Raw genomic sequence first — 14,952 nt, 5'->3', positions numbered from 1 at the left:
GGATTACGCGGTTCGACATTCCGAGGCTCCATTGTTGGAACCCAGTTCTGACCGCAAGAGAGGGAAGGACGCCTTGCCGGTCGGTGCTCGCGCGAACGCGACGATTGCGGCAGCGATGTCTGCACCGTCCCTACGCCAGTATGAACTGGATCAGGTTCAACGGGTCACTGCGCCGCGATCGATCGCCTAGCAGAATCTCAGCCCCTTGGCGGGACACCCCTGGTGAATGCCCCAAGGAGATCGGCGGTCGCCGTTCTTGTCAAGGCCCTCTCCGGTGGTTCCGACGTAACAACGCGCTCCGGGAAAAATTATCTATAAAATTTCCGCGTGGGATCTTGGATACCTGCCTCTCCTGGTGTTCGGTTCCAGCTGACGAAGCGTCGCGGCGTCGCACCACATGAAAATCGGCGGAAATGTTGAGGTTCGGTGGGAGTTCGGGTCCGTGTTCGGGTGCCTTGCGGGTGGCGTTCCGCTCGACGGCGCACATGGTTTCCATCCGGCGGATTTTTCAGAATCCGTACGCGGAATACATGTAATGGTTGTGTAATTTTACCTTGGCTGCTTATAGGTGCTTGATCACAAGCGCATTTCTCAAAATTATAGATAATACTACAATCTATCTATTTTCGGTCGCCGAGTGCGCGGGAAGGGTGAACATGTTGGATGAATCCGCGGTCTGTACGCAGGAGCCGCCGGTCGCCGGGGCGCAATGGGTTCTGGCTGATGCCGAAAAAATCTATAATCTGCCGTTCAACGATCTATTGTTCCGCGCCCACTCGGTCCATCGCGCGCACTTCGATCCGAACGCGATCCAGATGAGCCGGTTGCTTTCGATCAAGACCGGCGGTTGCGCCGAGGATTGCGGTTATTGCAGCCAGTCGGCGCACTACCCGACCGGCCTCAAGGCATCGAAGCTGATGCAGGTCGAGCGGGTTCTTGCCGAAGCGTCGAAGGCAAAGGCGGGTGGCGCGACGCGCTACTGCATGGGGGCTGCCTGGCGCAGCCCAAAGGAGCGTGACATGGAGGCGATCGTCGCCATGGTCACAGGCGTTCGGGCGCTGGGCATGGAAACCTGCATGACGCTCGGCATGTTGACGCCGGAGCAGTCGGCCCGCCTCGCCGACGCCGGGCTCGACTATTACAACCACAATGTCGACACGTCCGAGCGCTTCTACGGCGAGATCATCACCACCCGCAGCTTCGCAGACCGGCTGGAGACGCTCGCGAATGTGCGCGACGCCGGCATCAAGGTCTGCGCCGGCGGCATTCTCGGCATGGGGGAGACGATCGTAGACCGCATCGCGATGCTGGTGACGCTCGCCAACCTGCCCGCGCCGCCCGAGAGCGTGCCGATCAACATGTTGATCCCGATCCCGGGTTCCAGGCTTGCCGATGCGCCCCCGATCGATCCGATCGATTTCGTCCGCACCATTGCGCTCGCGCGCATCCTGATGCCGCGCTCGCATGTCCGCCTTTCGGCCGGCCGCACCGACATGAGCGACGAGATGCAGGCGCTCTGTTTCTTTGCCGGCGCCAATTCGATCTTCGTCGGCGAGACGTTGCTGACGGCGGACAATCCCGGCGAAGATCACGACGCCGCGCTCTTTAGTCGCCTCGGGCTTAAACCGATGGCGCTCGAACGGGAATGCCCCGCGGCGGAACAGGATGCGGCCGAATGACTGCGCGCCTGCTTGGCGATTACGACCGGACGCTTGCCGGACTCGACCGCAAGGGGCGCCGCCGCGCCCTCGTTGCGGCTGGCGGCGCCGACTTCACCTCCAACGACTATCTGGCGCTCGCCGGCTCGCCGCAGCTGATGGCGGCGGTTGCCGCCGCCGTCGCGCGCGGCGTGCCGGTCGGATCCGGCGGCTCGCGGCTGCTCAGAGGCAATCATCCGGAGCACGAGGCGCTGGAGGCGGAGGCAGCCGCGTTCTTTGGCGTGGAACGCGCGCTTTTCTTTAACAGCGGCTACGCCGCCAACAGCGCGCTGTTTTCGACCTTACCGCAGCGGGACGACCTGATCGTCCACGATGCCCTCGTCCATGCGAGCGTGCACGAGGGCATGGCCGCGAGCAAAGCCCCGGCGATCGCAGTCCGGCACAATGACGCCGGGGCTGTCGCCGACGCGATCAGGAACTGGCGCGCGACCGGCGGAACCGGACGCCCCTGGATCGCGGTCGAAAGCCTCTATTCCATGGACGGCGACCGGGCGCCGCTTGCCGAATTCGCCGCGGTCGCCGAGCGGTTCGACGGTTTTCTGGTGGTCGACGAGGCACATGCGACCGGTGTTTTCGGCCCCGGCGGTCGTGGCCTCTCGACGCAACTTGAGGGCCGGGAAAATGTCGTGGTGCTGCACACCTGCGGCAAGGCGCTCGGCGTTTCCGGCGCGCTCGTCGGCGCCAGCGCCGTTCTTTGCGACTACCTCGTCAATCGAGCCCGCAATTTCATCTATTCGACGGCGCCGTCGCCGCTGATTGCCGCTGCGGTTCGCGAAGCGCTGGCGATGCTTTCGAACGAGCCGGCGCGTCGGCTGCGGTTCGAAAGGCTCAGCGACTTCGCCAATCGCGCCCTTGCCGAGACCCTCGGGATCGAAGGCAGCGGCTCGCAGATCCTGCCGGTCATCGTCGGCGAGAACGCCCGGGCCGTGCGGATCGCCGCGCGCATGCGGCAACAGGGCTACGACATCCGGGCGATCCGCCCGCCAACGGTGCCGGAAGGCACGGCCCGGCTGCGCATCGCCATCACGCTCAATGTCGACGAAGCGACGATCGGGCACATGCTGCAACGGCTCAAGATCGCCATGGCGGAGGAATGAAGATGACACATCGCGTCGTGGTGACGGGTACGGACACCGGTATCGGCAAGACGATCTTTTCGGCGGTGCTCACCGATGCGCTTGTCGCCTCGTACTGGAAGCCGGTGCAATCCGGCCTCGACGAGGAGACCGACAGCCAGATCGTGCAAAGGCTCGGCCGCATTCCGCCGAACCGCATCCTGCCGGAAGCCTACAGGCTCAACACACCCGTCTCGCCGCATCTCGCCGCGCGGATCGACGGCGTTGCGATCCAGCCTGACGATCTTGCGCCACCCATGCTCGATCGACCGCTCGTGATCGAGGGCGCGGGCGGCCTTCTCGTGCCGCTCACCGACCACACGGTTTTCGCCGACGTGTTCTCCCGCTGGAAAATACCGGTGGTGCTGTGTGCCCGCACCGCTCTCGGAACGATCAATCATACGCTTCTGTCGCTCGAGGCGCTCCGTTGCCGCGCCATTCCGGTGCTCGGCGTCGTCTTCATCGGGGACGCTCAGCCGGATACCGAGACGGTCATCCCTGAGATGGCAAAGGTCCGTCGCCTCGGGCGGCTGCCGCTTCTCGATCCGCTGACGCCGGATCGACTGCGACAGGCCTTCCGCGACAGTTTCGATGTCGCCGATTTCAGCGCGGTGGGGGCATGAAAAACTCGGCCGTCTGGTATCCGTTCACCCAGCATGCGCTGGAACCGGCGATGCGTCGCATTGCCCGCACCGAGGGCGCCTATCTCGTCGAGGAGAACGGTGCGCGCATGCTCGATGCAATCTCGTCCTGGTGGGTAATCACCCACGGCCATCGCCATCCTGTCATCATGGGGGCGATCCGTTCAGCGGCTGAAACCTACGACCAGATCATTTTTGCCGAATACACGCACGCGCCGGCAGAAGCGCTCGCCGAGGGGTTGATCGGCATTGCGCCGCCGGGGCTTGCACATGTCTTCTATTCCGACAGCGGCTCGACGGCGGTCGAAGTCGCGCTGAAGATGGCGCTCGGCTTCTTCCACACTTCAGGCCGGCCGCGCCACCGGGTCTGCGTGATGGAGCATGGCTATCACGGCGATACGATCGGCACGATGTCGACGGGTGAGCGCGGCGTCTTCAATGCCGCCTATGCGCCGCTGCTCTTTTCCGTCGACCGGGTGCCATTCCCAGAGCCCGGGCGCGAGCAGGCGACGCTGGACGCCTTCGAGGAATGCTGTGCGACCGGCGAGGTTGCGGCCCTGCTGGTCGAACCGTTGCTGCTCGGCGCGGGTGGCATGAAATCCTACCCGGCCTCAGTCCTGCGCGACCTGAAGCGGATCGCCGAGCGCCATGGCGCCTTGCTGATCGCCGACGAGGTGATGACCGGCTGGGGCCGCACGGGCACGCTGTTTGCCTGCGAGCAGGCGGATATTTCGCCGGATATCCTGTGCACCTCCAAGGGGCTGACTGGCGGAGCGTTGCCTTTGGCCGCCACCTTGTGCACGCGGGAGATCTTCGAAGCGCATCTTTCGACAGATCGGCGCAAGACGTTCTTTCATTCGAGTTCCTACACGGCCAACCCGATCGCCTGTGCGGCGGCGCTTGCCAATCTCGAGGTGTGGCGGCAAGAGCCGGTCGGCACGCGTATCGAAGCGCTTGTCGAACGGCAGCAGCGGCAGTTGGCGCGCTTTGCCGGCGATCCCAGGTTCAGTGATATCCGGCAAATCGGGACGATCGCGGCGCTCGATCTCTCGGTTCCGGCAGGCGGCTATCTCAGTGAGGCCGGGCCGCGGCTTCGCGCCTTTTTCCGCGAGCGACGGCTGCTCATCCGCCCACTCGGCAATGTCATCTACCTGATGCCGCCCTATTGCGTGACCGAGGACGAGCTCAAGCGGGCCTATGAGGCGATCGACGAGGCGGCCGGGCTGTTTGCTGCGGGGCGGCTGTGAGCGGGGCGCGCTCATCCCGGCTTGTCGGCTTCGGCCATGCGGTGCCGGACCGTCGCGTGGCCAATGCCGAGATCGAGGCGATGCTTGATCTTGAGCCCGGCTGGATCCTTAGGCGCACCGGAATTGCCGAGCGGCGTTGGGCGGTCGATGGCGATACGCTGACCGGTCTTGCGACAGAGGCTGGCGAAGCTGCGCTCAATCAGGCTGCAATGCCAAGGGACGATATCGCCCTGACCCTGCTTGCGACTTCGACGCCCGATCACCTGTTGCCGCCCTCCGCACCCTTGCTCGCCCATCGTCTCGGCCTCGACCGATCCGGCGCGATCGATCTTGCCGGCGCCTGTTCTGGGTTTCTCTATGCCCTCACACTCGCCGACGGTTTCGTGCGCGCGCAGGGCAAGCCGGTGCTGGTGGTGGCCGCAAACATCCTCAGCCGCCGGATCAATCCGGCGGAGCGGGCAAGCGCCGTGCTCTTCGCCGACGCCGCCGGTGCCGTCGTCGTTGCGCCATCCGACGATATCCGGACGGGTCTTCTCGGTGTCGATCTTGCGGCCGATGGCAGCCGTTACGATCTGATTTCGATTGCCGCCGGCGGCAGCAGCCGGCCTTTCGAGCCGGGCATGCAGGCTGCGGACGTCCTGATGACGATGCGGGACGGGCGGGAGATGTTTTCGCAGGCGGTGGAGATGATGGCGACCTGCGCCGTCTCGGCAATGGATGCCGCCGGCTGCAGTGCCTCGGACATCAGCCGCTTCGTGCCGCATCAAGCCAATGCCCGGATTTTTGACGCCGCCTGCGATCGCCTCGGCATCGAGCCGGCAAGGACCGTGCGCACCATCGCGGACTATGGCAATTCATCTGCAGCGACGATCCCGCTGTCGCTGTCGCTTGCCCGTCAGGCAAGGCCGTTCGTCGCCGGCGAGAAACTGCTCTTGACGGCTGCAGGCGCCGGGCTGACCGGAGGGGCTGTGGTGCTCGGCTTCTAGCGCGCATTTGAAGGCGACTGTCGCCCGGCGCTCCGCCGGATCCGGCATGGCTGGCCCGCCCGTCAACCGTCAGGCGTTTGCCGGGTGAGCGCAGGATCCCCGCTCGATCAACACCGGCTGCAGCTTGTATTCCTCCTCCAGCCTATGGCTGCCGAGCACGCCCTTCAGCGCCAGGCGGGCCATTTCGTCGATCGGCTGGCGAATGGTCGTCAGACGTGGCTGGACCAGAGAGGCAAGCGGGATATCGTCGAAGCCGACGATCGACAGGTCGTGCGGCACACGCAGTCCCATGTCGCCGGCGGCGCGCAACAGGCCGATCGCCTGCTGGTCGCTGGCCGTTGCGATCGCCGTCGGGCGGGTGCCCGCGGGCTGCATCAACATCTTCTTGCCGAGCTCTTCGCCGGAGCGGTAGTCGAAGTGACCTTCAAGCACCTGCGGCGCGACATGTTCGCCCGAGTGGGTTTCGCTGAACGCGGCGAGGCGGCTGAGAAAACCTTCACGCCGTTCGCCCGACACCTCGGTGGTGCTCGGGCCGCTGATATAGCCGAGCCGGCGGTGCCCAAGGGAAAGCAGATGATCGGCGGCAAGATATCCGCCGTGACGGTTGTCGACGGCGACGAGCGCGTGGCCGCTCAAGGGGCGGTCGACGGTCACCGTGCGCGTGCGGGTCACCAGAGTGTCGACGAGGCTGTTGCTGACCGGCACGAGGATCAACCCGGCGGGCAGACGGCCAAGCAGCGTCTCGATCTGCTGTTTCTCCGCTTCCGGATCGTCATGGGTGTTGGCAAGCAGAACCGAATGGCCTTCGGCGGATGCGAGCATCTCCACGTGTTTGGCGAGTTCGGCAAAGAACGGGTTGGTGATGTCGGGGACGACGAGACCGATGATGTCGGTCTTTGCCAGCCTGAGGCTGCGGCCAAGGATGTTCGGACGGTAGCCGATCGCCTCGATCGTCGCCTCGACCTTCAGACGGATGTCCTCGTTGACGGTCTTGTTCTTGGCAAGGACCCGCGAAACCGTGCCGACGGAAACGCCGGCGCGTTGGGCAACATCCTTGATCGTCGGGTTCAAATGCTTGGCTCCCCAGTCTCATGCGTTGAACCGGCAGCAGATGAAATCGTGCAGCGGATCAAGATCTTACGGGCAGTGGCGGCGCCTCGAGCGAGCCGCGCTGCCTCCTTCTCTTAAATCAGAGAATGCCGCGAACCGGTAGCGTTCGCCAGCATAAAATGCAGCGTGATGAAACGTTTCATATTGACAATGATGTTATGTTTCGATCTTCTAACGCTGGAAGCGCGCGTCGCATGGAGCTGCGATGAAACGTTTCATTGATGGTTGGAGGACCGTCTTTTCACCGGAGGAGAACACCCATGAAGCTTTCCCATTTCGCATCCATCGTCGCGCTCACCGTTGCAACTGCGCTGCCGACGATCGCCGCTGCTGCCGACAAGCCCGTCGTCGGCCTCGTCATGAAGTCGCTTGCCAACGACTTCTTCAAGAACATGCTCGAAGGCGCCGAGGCGCATGCCAAGAAGCGCGGCGACTACGAGCTCAAAGCCATCGGCATGCAGAACGAGACCGATTTCGAGAGCCAGCTGAACGGTGTCGAGAACTTCATTACACAAGGCGTCGATGCGATCGTGATCGCGCCGGCCGACAGCCGCGCGATGGTCGCGCCGCTGAAGAAGGCGATGGATGCCGGCATCGTCGTCGTCAATTTCGACGTTTCCCTTGACGAGCAGGCAAAGAAGGACGCCGGCATCGATCTCGCCTTCGTCGGTCCGGACAATCGTGGCGGCGCCAAGCTGGTCGGCGATGCCCTCGCCAAGGATCTGGGCGCCGGCGGCAAGGTCGTCATCCTCGAGGGCAATCCGGGCGCCGACAATGCCGCACAGCGCAAGCTCGGCTTTGAGGACGCCATTGCCGCCGGCAAGCTCGACCTCATCGATTCCCGCACCGCCCATTGGGAAACGGAGGAGGCGAACTCCGTCTTCTCGACGATGTTGACCGCGCATCCGGATATCCAGGGCGTCCTCGCCGCCAATGATTCCATGGCGATCGGCGTGGTCAAGGCGCTCGATGCCGCCGGCCGCAGCGACATCAAGGTGGTTGGCTTCGACAATGTGCCGGCCGTCGCTCCGATGTTGAAGGACGGCAAGCTGTTGGCGACCGTCGACCAGTTCGGCTCGGAAATGGCGGCCAACGCCATCGACAAGGCGCTCGCAGTCGTTGCCGGCGGCCCCAAGCTCGAAGGCTGGGTCAAGACCGACATCAAGCTCGTGACCAAGGATGATGTAAAGTAGCCCTTATTTGACTTCGAACCGCGCCGGGCGTCGCCCGGTGCGGCTTGGGCAAGAGGCGGCGGTCTTGACGAAGCAAAGCGCTCCGTCCCCGGCTGCCTGACTTTCAAGGGCGAGATCATGATCACTGTGGAAACCGTGCGCGCGGGGGCGAGCGGCGTTTCGACGCCGCCGGTTCTGGAGTTGCACGACGTCAAGAAGGCCTTTGGCGGCACCAAGGCGCTGAACGGCGTCAGCCTGTCCGTTCAGCCGGGCGAAGTGCATGGCCTGATCGGCGAGAACGGTGCTGGAAAATCGACGCTGATCAAGGTGTTGTGCGGTATCGTCCGGCCGGACGAGGGAGCGATAACCCTTTCGGGCCGCGCCTATGCGCCGGCAACGCCGCGTGAAGCCAAGGCCAACGGCCTGCAGGTGGTGCTTCAGGAGTTCAACCTGCTGCCCTATCTGTCGGTGGCGGAAAACATCTTCGTCGAGCATCTGCCGCGCAACGCCTTCGGCGTCGTCAAACGGCAGGAAATGAACGCGCGAGCACGCGCAGCACTCGACGCCATCGGGCTCAACGACATCGACGTGCGCTGGCCGGTCGAGCGGCTGGGCATCGCCCATCGCCAGCTTGTCGAGGTGGCCCGTGCGCTGATGACCGAAAGCCGCATCCTGATCCTCGACGAGCCGACGGCAACCCTGACGTCACGCGAGACCGAGCGGCTGTTTGCGATCATCGACGAGCTTCGCAGTCGCGGCGTTTCGATCATCTTCGTTTCCCATCACCTCGACGAGGTGTTCCGCATCTGCGACCGGGTCACGGTGCTGCGCAATGGCGAGACCGTGTTCTCGCGGCCGATCGCCGAGACCAGCCAGGACGAGCTGGTGCGCGCCATGGTTGGCCGCAAGCTGCAGCAGCAGATGGCAAGCGAGATGGTGTCGCTGGCTCGCCCCGAAGAGGCGCTGTCGCTCCACCACTTTCGCCATGTGCAATCCCCGCATGTCGAAGGCATATCGTTGAATTTGCACAAGGGCGAAATCCTCGGTATCGCCGGCCTTGTCGGGTCCGGGCGCACCGAACTCTTGCGCGCGATCGCGGCTGCGGAGCGACCGCTCTCCGGCGCGCTTCGCCTCGAAGGCGCGCCCGTCTCCTTCCGCTCGCCGCGCGAGGCGATCAATGCCGGCATCGGTTTCGTCACCGAGGACCGCAAGGAAGAGGGGCTGATCCTCAACATGCCGATTGCGTCCAATGTCACCCTCGCGTCGCTGTCGGACGTATCGCGTGCCGGCATTCTCGACCGCAAGGCGGAGAACGCCGTGACCGAAAGGCTCGGCGCCGAGCTCAAGCTGAAATATGGCGGGCCTGACAGGAACGCCGCGACGCTTTCCGGCGGCAACCAGCAGAAGGTGGTGCTCGCCAAGTGGCTGGCGCGCAATCCGAAGGTGCTTTTGCTCGACGAGCCGACCCGGGGCGTCGATGTCGGCGCCAAGGCCGAGATCTATGCGCTGATCCGCCAGTTCGCCGAGCGCGGTCTCGCGCTGCTGATCGTCTCCTCCGAACTGCCGGAGCTGATGACCCTTTCAGATCGCATCCTCGTGATGTCGCAGCACCGCGTCGTCGGCGAACTGTCGCGGCCGGAATTCTCCGAAGAACGCATTCTCCAATACGCCTACCAGGGCGAGCAGCAACACGCGGGGCCGTAAGATGCAAGCACTCGAAAAGACACAAGCCGGCGACACCGCCGATGCGCGCCGGTTTGCCGCCTGGTCGCCGAAGGTGCTGTTGCGCGATGCCGGCATCGGGCTGGCGCTGTTGCTTCTGATCGTCTTTTTCTCGGTCTCGACCGAGCACTTCCTGACGGCGAACAACATCTCCAACATCCTGACGCAGATCACCATCAACCTGATCCTCGCCGTCGGCATGACCTTCGTCATCCTGATCGGCGGCATCGATCTCTCGGTCGGCTCGATGCTCGCCTTCTGCGCCGTGGTCGGCGGCACGGTGCTGACGATTCCCGATCTCTCCGTCTTTCAGGCGGTGACGCTCGCGACCCTTGCCGCTGTTGGCACCGGGGTCGTCTGCGGTTTCCTCAATGGCTGGATCAGCGCCTTCTGGGGGTTGCCGTCCTTCATCGTCACGCTCGGCATGCTCAACATCGCCCGCGGTGCGGCCCTGCAAGTGACGGATGCGCGCACGATCTATTCGTTCCCGCCGAGCTTCAACGCCTTCGGCTCGCAAATGATCTTCGGCATACCCGTGGTCTTCCTGATCGCGCTGCTGCTGGTCGCGATCGCCTGGTTCGTGCTGTCGAAGACGGTGTTCGGCCGGCTGCTCTACGGCATCGGCAACAACGAGGAGGCCGTGCGCCTCGCCGGCCACTCGCTGATGTTCTACAAGGTGGCCGCGTTCACCATTGCCGGCGCGCTGGTCGGCATCGCGGCTATGGTCTATATGGCGCGCCTCAACATCGCGAGCCCGATCATCGGCATCGGCTTCGAACTGAACGCGATCGCCGCCGTGATCATCGGCGGCACCAGCCTCAACGGCGGTCGCGGCACCGTCATCGGCACGCTGCTCGGCGCCTGCATCACCGGGGTGCTTGCCAACGGCCTCATCCTGTTCGGCCTCAGCGATTTCATGCGCCAGATGATCACCGGCGTCGTCATCATCCTTGCCGTCATCATTGACAAGTATCGCGAGCGGCTGACGGGCGTTTGACGCTGCCGGCTGTCGAAGTCAGGAGATAACGCTGATGCTCAAGAACATCGACCCGGCGCTCAGCGCCGACGTGCTGCATGCGCTTCGCTCGATGGGACAAGGGGACCGGATCGCGCTTGTCGACGCGAATTCCAGCCGACACCATCGCCCGTCACACCCGGCTCGGCCTGCCGCTCTCCATCGCCAACGTCTCGGCAGCGCGGGCCGCACGGGCTCTGCTTTCGGTCATGCCGCTCGACACCCCGCTGCAGCCTTCGGCGGCACGGATGCGGCCGGATGGCACGGCGACGGAAATGCCGGAGGTCCAGGCGGAGGTGCAGGCTGAAATCGTCGGCTCCGAAGGTGACGCGCCGATAATGTACGCCATCGAGCGTTTCGCCTTCTACGAGGAGGCAAAGCGCGCCTATTGCATCATCGTCACGGGGGAAGCGCGCCTCCACGCCTGCTTTCTGTTCACGAAAGGCGTGGTTCAGCCCGTGCGCCATTGGGGTGCGGCGGGATGGGCGCCGATCTCGCGCCTTGCTGTGTAGAACGGCGGTTGTTCCGGGGCGAGCTAATCGAAAGCGGTCGCCTGAACGAGCGGGTCGACGCCGAAGAGGGCCTCGTGCCCGCCGGCAAGAAGCAGCGCGGTGATGGCCGCGGTGGCGAGCGCCGCAACGATCATCGCCAGGTCGATATGCGGCGCGACCTCGCCCTTGAGGACCGCAGCCAGGGGCCACACGGACGTCCCCTTCGAGGTCGCTGGCCAGTCGTCGCCGAGGCGTCGTCGCGCGCGCTTCTCCAGCATGAAGAACCCGCCGATCGAAAACAGCGCGAAGCCGCCGAAGAGGATCACCGAGCGCACGTCGCCGTTCGCGACGATGTGTCCAGCGGCCCAGATGAGGAAGCCCCAGAGCACCGGATGGCGGGTGATTGCAATGATCGCGCCTGGACGGGTACCTGGCCGGCAGATCGAGATGGAGAGGGCATTGCCGCTGAAGAGGCCGGCCAGCACCAGGAAGATCCCGAGCGGAGCAAAGAGCAACGTCACCCAGGCCTGCCATGCCGCCGGTTGCCAGAGTGCCACGAAATCGAGTTGCAGCGCCGCGTGAAAGACGAAGCCGAGCGCGACCAGCGACAGGAGCGAGTAGCCGGCGAAATAGTGGTGCGCCCGAGCCTGTCGATCAGTCCCTCTCTGAGGGCCGGCCAGGCCGGGACGAGATGGAGGGCGAGGAAAACGGCAAAGGCGAAGAGGAAGTAGCTCATGTCGATCGTCTCGTAACCGGCGTCAAAGCGAACGCATGAGGCCGTTATCGAGGATCATCGGTTCGCGTTGAAATTTCCCAAAACGCCGCGCGACGCTTCGCCGCTCCCACGCTTCACGCCGCCGCCGTCAACTCGCCGAGGATCCATTGCCGGAAGGCGCTGACCTTTGGCGAATTGCGCCGGCTCTCCGGATAGACGAGCCAATAGGCCTGGTTCTCGGTGCAGACGAGGTCAAACGGCTGGATCAGGCGACCGTCCGCCAGTTCGGCCGCGAAGAAGGCCGGTGTCAGGATGGCGACACCCTGGCCGGCTGCCGCCGCATTGCCCTCGTAGACCTGGGCACCCATGCTGTTGCCTGGCCGACTGGAGAGCCCTTCCACTGACACGCTCGCCGCCTCGAACCATTTCGCCCACCAGGGGTCGGAGGTATCGAGCAGCGGCAGGCGCAAAAGGTCGGCCGGTTCCTTTACGCCGCCGATGCTTGCTGCGAGCGAAGGGCTGAGCATCGGGGTGAAGTCGGCTTCGATCAACCGGTGCGCCACCAGGCCCGGCCAGTCGCCAACACCGGAGCGAATGCCGATATCGACCTCTTCGCGTGAAAAGTCGACCAGATGCGGTTCCGTCTGCAGGCGCACGGCAAGCGACGGGTGGGCGATCTGGAACGAACCGAGCCGCCGCGCCAGCCAATTGGACGCGAAGGTGGCGATCGTGCTGATGACCAGCGTTCCCTGGGCGCCGCCACGCGCCGTGACATAGGCTTCGCTGATCTGCTCGAAGGCTTGGGTGATCGCGGGCGCGAGCCGTTGACCAATCTCGGTGAGCGCGATCTGGCGCGGCCGTCGCAAGAACAGCGGCGCGCCGACGCGGTCCTCGAGAACCTTGATCTGATAGCTGACCGCGGCCTGGGTCATCCCGAGCTCGCCCGCAGCCTTGGTGAAACTGCCGTGGCGGGCAACCGCCTCGAAGGCGCGGATCGCCGCCAAAGGCGGCAGAGGAAGCGTTTTATGCATTAACTGGCCTTATGCGTGATGCCCGATATTCGATTGGAAGGTGATGCCGTTCACCACCATTTTCAAGGTGTGCCCATCAGGCGCATTGATGAAGAGGATGACGGCTATGACAAGCATTCCAGCACGTGATTTTGCGACGACAAACGATTTTTCCGTGCGTTCGTGGCTTGCGCTCCTGTTTCCGCTGAAACGCCGCACGGTCGACGTCGTCGATGTCAGGGATTTGTCGGATCACCTGAAGCGGGACATGGGTTTCCCTGATGGCAACCGGCCCGAAACAAGGCGTTTTCGCTCCGAATGACAGGTTAAGACCCGGACGTTTCTCCCAAGCGTCCGGGTCCCCGCAAGGCCGACTGGCTGCCGCAAAATCTCCGTGGCGCATCGCAGACAGCGGTAGATCGCGCTCCCTGAGGCAGAGGAGCAGTTTTTCACGCCAAGCCCGCTCTTTGGGTCAGTATTCCTTTAATCTACTATTTAAGTAGATAACCTCGATCGTGCTTGGCCTCGTGCCTGGCAGGGCAGGCAAGCTGCCTGCAGTCGGCGCAACCCGCGTCGACCGAACGAGATGAGGTCCGATATGAGCATGCTGCGGCAATATGAGCGTTTGAGTGCAATCCGGGACGTCCTGCAGGGCCGGCTTGAGGTCCATGAGGCGCGGTTTTGCTTCGGTTTCGACGATTTCGAGGACGGAACGACAAACGAGCTCAAGGACCGGATCGCCGAGTTGTCGCTGGAGATGTCGTCCCTGAGGACCCGCTGCGATCGATACGAAAGCCTCGGCCGCCTTTGAAGAACCCTTGATGGCGGCGATGCCGCCCACGAACGGAACCCCCGATGACCTTGCATGTGAATTCACGCATCGCCGACCACGCGATCAATCCGCTTTTCCTCGAGCGCTGGTCGCCGCGCGCCTATTCGGGCGAAGAGATCTCCGAGGCCGGGCTGTTTGCGATCCTCGAGGCCGCCCGTTGGGCGCCGTCTGCCTACAACGCCCAGCCGTGGCATTTCGTCTATGCGCGGCGCGGTGAAAAGGGCTGGGACACGTTGCTCGGTCTCCTGAACGCGTTCAACGCCAGCTGGGCCAAGGACGCCGCCGCCCTCATATTCGTGCTGTCGAAAACCACGCTATTGCCGCCCGGCGCGAGCGAAGAGGCGCCGTCCTACACCCATTCCTTCGATGCGGGTGCGGCCTGGGGAGCGCTTGCGCTGCAGGCGGCCCATTCCGGCTGGCAGGCGCATGGCATGGCCGGCCTCGACTACGACCGCGCCCGCAGCGAGCTCGACGTTCCCGACAACTTCCGCATAGAGGCAGCAGTTGCGATCGGTCGGCCGGGTGACAAGGCGCTGCTGCCGGAGGCACTTCGGCAGCGCGAACACCCGAGCCCGCGCAAGGCGCTCTCGGAAATCGTTTCCGAGGGCCGCTTCGTCGCTGGCTGAAAAGCGGATCGCGGTTTGGGCAACAGGCGGGCTTGACCCGCCTCTAGCCGCCATCACCGTTCATCGGTGTCATCCCGGCTGGTGGCGTTGAGCGCCTGGACGCTGACGGCGGCCACAAGGCCGGTCAGAACGATGCCGCAGCAGCCGATGACAAGCGCCAGCAACCGCGCGCTCAGGTGCTTGGGCGTGAGGTCGCCGTAGCCGATCGTCAGCCCGGTGACGAAGGTGAAGTAGAGCGCCTCGTCGAGCCGCCATTCCTCGATGCGTCCGATGATGACCCCGGATCCGGCCATCACGACGAGGATCGCCGAGAAGATCGGCCACAGCACGTGGAGCTGTTCGTAAAGCTTGTAGAAGAACCGGCGACGCATCCGTTTTGAATGTGCCCTGCTGTTTTTCTCCCCCACGCAACCCTCCTTCATGCCGGGCATGGTCGCCATCATAGCTTCAACGCGGCGCGCCAGCCAGCGGCGACCATGTCCCTTCGATCGGGCAATTGGCTCTGTCGGGAGCAGCGGGGTGACGGCCTTGCAAGGTCCTGGGGCCGATGTT

Annotated in this window: 14 protein-coding genes, 2 pseudogenes and 1 riboswitch; of the genes and pseudogenes, 12 read left to right on the top strand and 4 right to left on the bottom strand. The window is 64.2% G+C overall.

Going from position 1 to position 14,952, the window contains the following annotated elements; genetic code table 11:
• Positions 1–109: 109 nt before the first annotated feature.
• A riboswitch (TPP riboswitch) is annotated at positions 110–231 on the bottom strand.
• A gap of 425 nt (positions 232–656) precedes the next feature.
• The 5 genes from bioB to VGO12_RS28130 are packed head-to-tail and all read left to right on the top strand — an operon-like array spanning position 657 to position 5,707.
• Positions 657–1,679, top strand: a complete 1,023-nt coding sequence (gene bioB / locus VGO12_RS28150) for a biotin synthase BioB (protein ID WP_327516019.1) — start codon at positions 657–659, stop codon at positions 1,677–1,679.
• Positions 1,676–2,815 carry an 8-amino-7-oxononanoate synthase gene (locus VGO12_RS28145; RefSeq protein WP_327516018.1) on the top strand — a complete coding sequence of 380 codons (1,140 nt, stop codon included), beginning with the start codon at positions 1,676–1,678 and terminating at the stop codon, positions 2,813–2,815. The genes bioB and VGO12_RS28145 overlap by 4 nt, the downstream gene beginning before the upstream one ends.
• 2 nt (positions 2,816–2,817) lie before the next feature.
• Positions 2,818–3,456 carry a dethiobiotin synthase gene (bioD, locus tag VGO12_RS28140; RefSeq protein WP_327516017.1) on the top strand — a complete coding sequence of 213 codons (639 nt, stop codon included), beginning with the start codon at positions 2,818–2,820 and terminating at the stop codon, positions 3,454–3,456.
• Positions 3,453–4,721 carry an adenosylmethionine--8-amino-7-oxononanoate transaminase gene (locus VGO12_RS28135; protein ID WP_327516016.1) on the top strand — a complete coding sequence of 423 codons (1,269 nt, stop codon included), beginning with the start codon at positions 3,453–3,455 and terminating at the stop codon, positions 4,719–4,721. The genes bioD and VGO12_RS28135 overlap by 4 nt, the downstream gene beginning before the upstream one ends.
• Positions 4,718–5,707: a beta-ketoacyl-ACP synthase III gene (locus VGO12_RS28130; protein WP_327516015.1), complete on the top strand. Its 990-nt coding sequence runs from the start codon at positions 4,718–4,720 to the stop codon at positions 5,705–5,707. The genes VGO12_RS28135 and VGO12_RS28130 overlap by 4 nt, the downstream gene beginning before the upstream one ends.
• A 69-nt stretch (positions 5,708–5,776) precedes the next feature.
• Here the strand turns inward: VGO12_RS28130 and VGO12_RS28125 are convergent, their stop codons facing one another.
• On the bottom strand, positions 5,777–6,778 hold the full coding sequence (locus VGO12_RS28125; RefSeq protein ID WP_327516014.1) for a LacI family DNA-binding transcriptional regulator: 1,002 nt from the start codon (positions 6,776–6,778) through the stop codon (positions 5,777–5,779).
• 299 nt (positions 6,779–7,077) lie between these two features.
• Here VGO12_RS28125 and VGO12_RS28120 point away from each other — a divergent pair, with 299 nt between their 5' ends.
• The 4 genes and pseudogenes from VGO12_RS28120 (at position 7,078) to VGO12_RS28105 (ending at position 11,238) form a co-directional block, all read left to right on the top strand.
• A complete protein-coding gene (locus VGO12_RS28120; protein WP_327516013.1) occupies positions 7,078–8,010 on the top strand; it encodes a sugar ABC transporter substrate-binding protein in 933 nt (310 codons plus the stop codon).
• Between the two features lie 117 nt (positions 8,011–8,127).
• A complete protein-coding gene (locus VGO12_RS28115) occupies positions 8,128–9,693 on the top strand; it encodes a sugar ABC transporter ATP-binding protein (RefSeq protein WP_327516012.1) in 1,566 nt (521 codons plus the stop codon).
• 1 nt (position 9,694) lies between these two features.
• The gene (locus VGO12_RS28110; RefSeq protein WP_327516011.1) at positions 9,695–10,708 is read left to right on the top strand and encodes an ABC transporter permease; all 1,014 of its coding nucleotides are present in this window, start codon (positions 9,695–9,697) and stop codon (positions 10,706–10,708) included.
• Positions 10,709–10,742: 34 nt separating this feature from the next.
• Positions 10,743–11,238, top strand: a pseudogene (locus VGO12_RS28105) (RbsD/FucU family protein).
• Positions 11,239–11,261: 23 nt separating this feature from the next.
• Here the strand turns inward: VGO12_RS28105 and VGO12_RS28100 are convergent.
• Together VGO12_RS28100 and VGO12_RS28095 are read right to left on the bottom strand one after the other, a co-directional pair.
• A pseudogene (locus VGO12_RS28100) lies at positions 11,262–11,953 on the bottom strand (NnrU family protein).
• Between the two features lie 113 nt (positions 11,954–12,066).
• The gene (locus VGO12_RS28095; RefSeq protein ID WP_327516010.1) at positions 12,067–12,963 is read right to left on the bottom strand and encodes a LysR substrate-binding domain-containing protein; all 897 of its coding nucleotides are present in this window, start codon (positions 12,961–12,963) and stop codon (positions 12,067–12,069) included.
• A gap of 43 nt (positions 12,964–13,006) precedes the next feature.
• Here VGO12_RS28095 and VGO12_RS28090 point away from each other — a divergent pair, with 43 nt between their 5' ends.
• The 3 genes from VGO12_RS28090 (at position 13,007) to VGO12_RS28080 (ending at position 14,400) form a co-directional block, all read left to right on the top strand.
• Positions 13,007–13,264 (top strand): hypothetical protein, encoded by a 258-nt coding sequence (locus VGO12_RS28090; protein WP_327516009.1) that lies wholly within the window; start codon positions 13,007–13,009, stop codon positions 13,262–13,264.
• Positions 13,265–13,540: 276 nt separating this feature from the next.
• Positions 13,541–13,753: a hypothetical protein gene (locus VGO12_RS28085; RefSeq protein WP_327516008.1), complete on the top strand. Its 213-nt coding sequence runs from the start codon at positions 13,541–13,543 to the stop codon at positions 13,751–13,753.
• Positions 13,754–13,797: 44 nt separating this feature from the next.
• Positions 13,798–14,400, top strand: coding sequence for a nitroreductase family protein (locus tag VGO12_RS28080; protein ID WP_327516007.1), 603 nt, complete (start codon positions 13,798–13,800; stop codon positions 14,398–14,400).
• 53 nt (positions 14,401–14,453) lie between these two features.
• Here VGO12_RS28080 and VGO12_RS28075 read toward each other — a convergent pair whose 3' ends face one another.
• Complete coding sequence (locus VGO12_RS28075; RefSeq protein ID WP_327516042.1) at positions 14,454–14,771, bottom strand: potassium channel family protein; 318 nt, start codon at positions 14,769–14,771, stop codon at positions 14,454–14,456.
• Between the last annotated feature and the right edge of the window lie 181 nt (positions 14,772–14,952).

Source organism: Ensifer sp. (assembly GCF_035999135.1).
Classification (GTDB): Bacteria; Pseudomonadota; Alphaproteobacteria; order Rhizobiales; family Rhizobiaceae; genus Ensifer.
Note: the sequence above shows the minus strand (reverse complement) of the source record. Positions and strands in the feature narration are given on the sequence as shown.

Excerpts from the sequence above, each read along its gene's own strand:
- bioB (WP_327516019.1), top strand. The coding sequence starts at position 657 with ATGTTGGATGAATCCGCGGTCTGTACGCAGGAGCCGCCGGTCGCCGGG.
- VGO12_RS28145 (WP_327516018.1), top strand. The coding sequence starts at position 1,676 with ATGACTGCGCGCCTGCTTGGCGATTACGACCGGACGCTTGCCGGACTC.
- bioD (WP_327516017.1), top strand. The coding sequence starts at position 2,818 with ATGACACATCGCGTCGTGGTGACGGGTACGGACACCGGTATCGGCAAG.
- VGO12_RS28135 (WP_327516016.1), top strand. The coding sequence starts at position 3,453 with ATGAAAAACTCGGCCGTCTGGTATCCGTTCACCCAGCATGCGCTGGAA.
- VGO12_RS28120 (WP_327516013.1), top strand. The coding sequence starts at position 7,078 with ATGAAGCTTTCCCATTTCGCATCCATCGTCGCGCTCACCGTTGCAACT.
- VGO12_RS28115 (WP_327516012.1), top strand. The coding sequence starts at position 8,128 with ATGATCACTGTGGAAACCGTGCGCGCGGGGGCGAGCGGCGTTTCGACG.
- VGO12_RS28110 (WP_327516011.1), top strand. The coding sequence starts at position 9,695 with ATGCAAGCACTCGAAAAGACACAAGCCGGCGACACCGCCGATGCGCGC.
- VGO12_RS28095 (WP_327516010.1), bottom strand. The coding sequence starts at position 12,963 with ATGCATAAAACGCTTCCTCTGCCGCCTTTGGCGGCGATCCGCGCCTTC.
- VGO12_RS28090 (WP_327516009.1), top strand. The coding sequence starts at position 13,007 with ATGCCGTTCACCACCATTTTCAAGGTGTGCCCATCAGGCGCATTGATG.
- VGO12_RS28085 (WP_327516008.1), top strand. The coding sequence starts at position 13,541 with ATGAGCATGCTGCGGCAATATGAGCGTTTGAGTGCAATCCGGGACGTC.
- VGO12_RS28080 (WP_327516007.1), top strand. The coding sequence starts at position 13,798 with ATGACCTTGCATGTGAATTCACGCATCGCCGACCACGCGATCAATCCG.
- VGO12_RS28075 (WP_327516042.1), bottom strand. The coding sequence starts at position 14,771 with ATGCGTCGCCGGTTCTTCTACAAGCTTTACGAACAGCTCCACGTGCTG.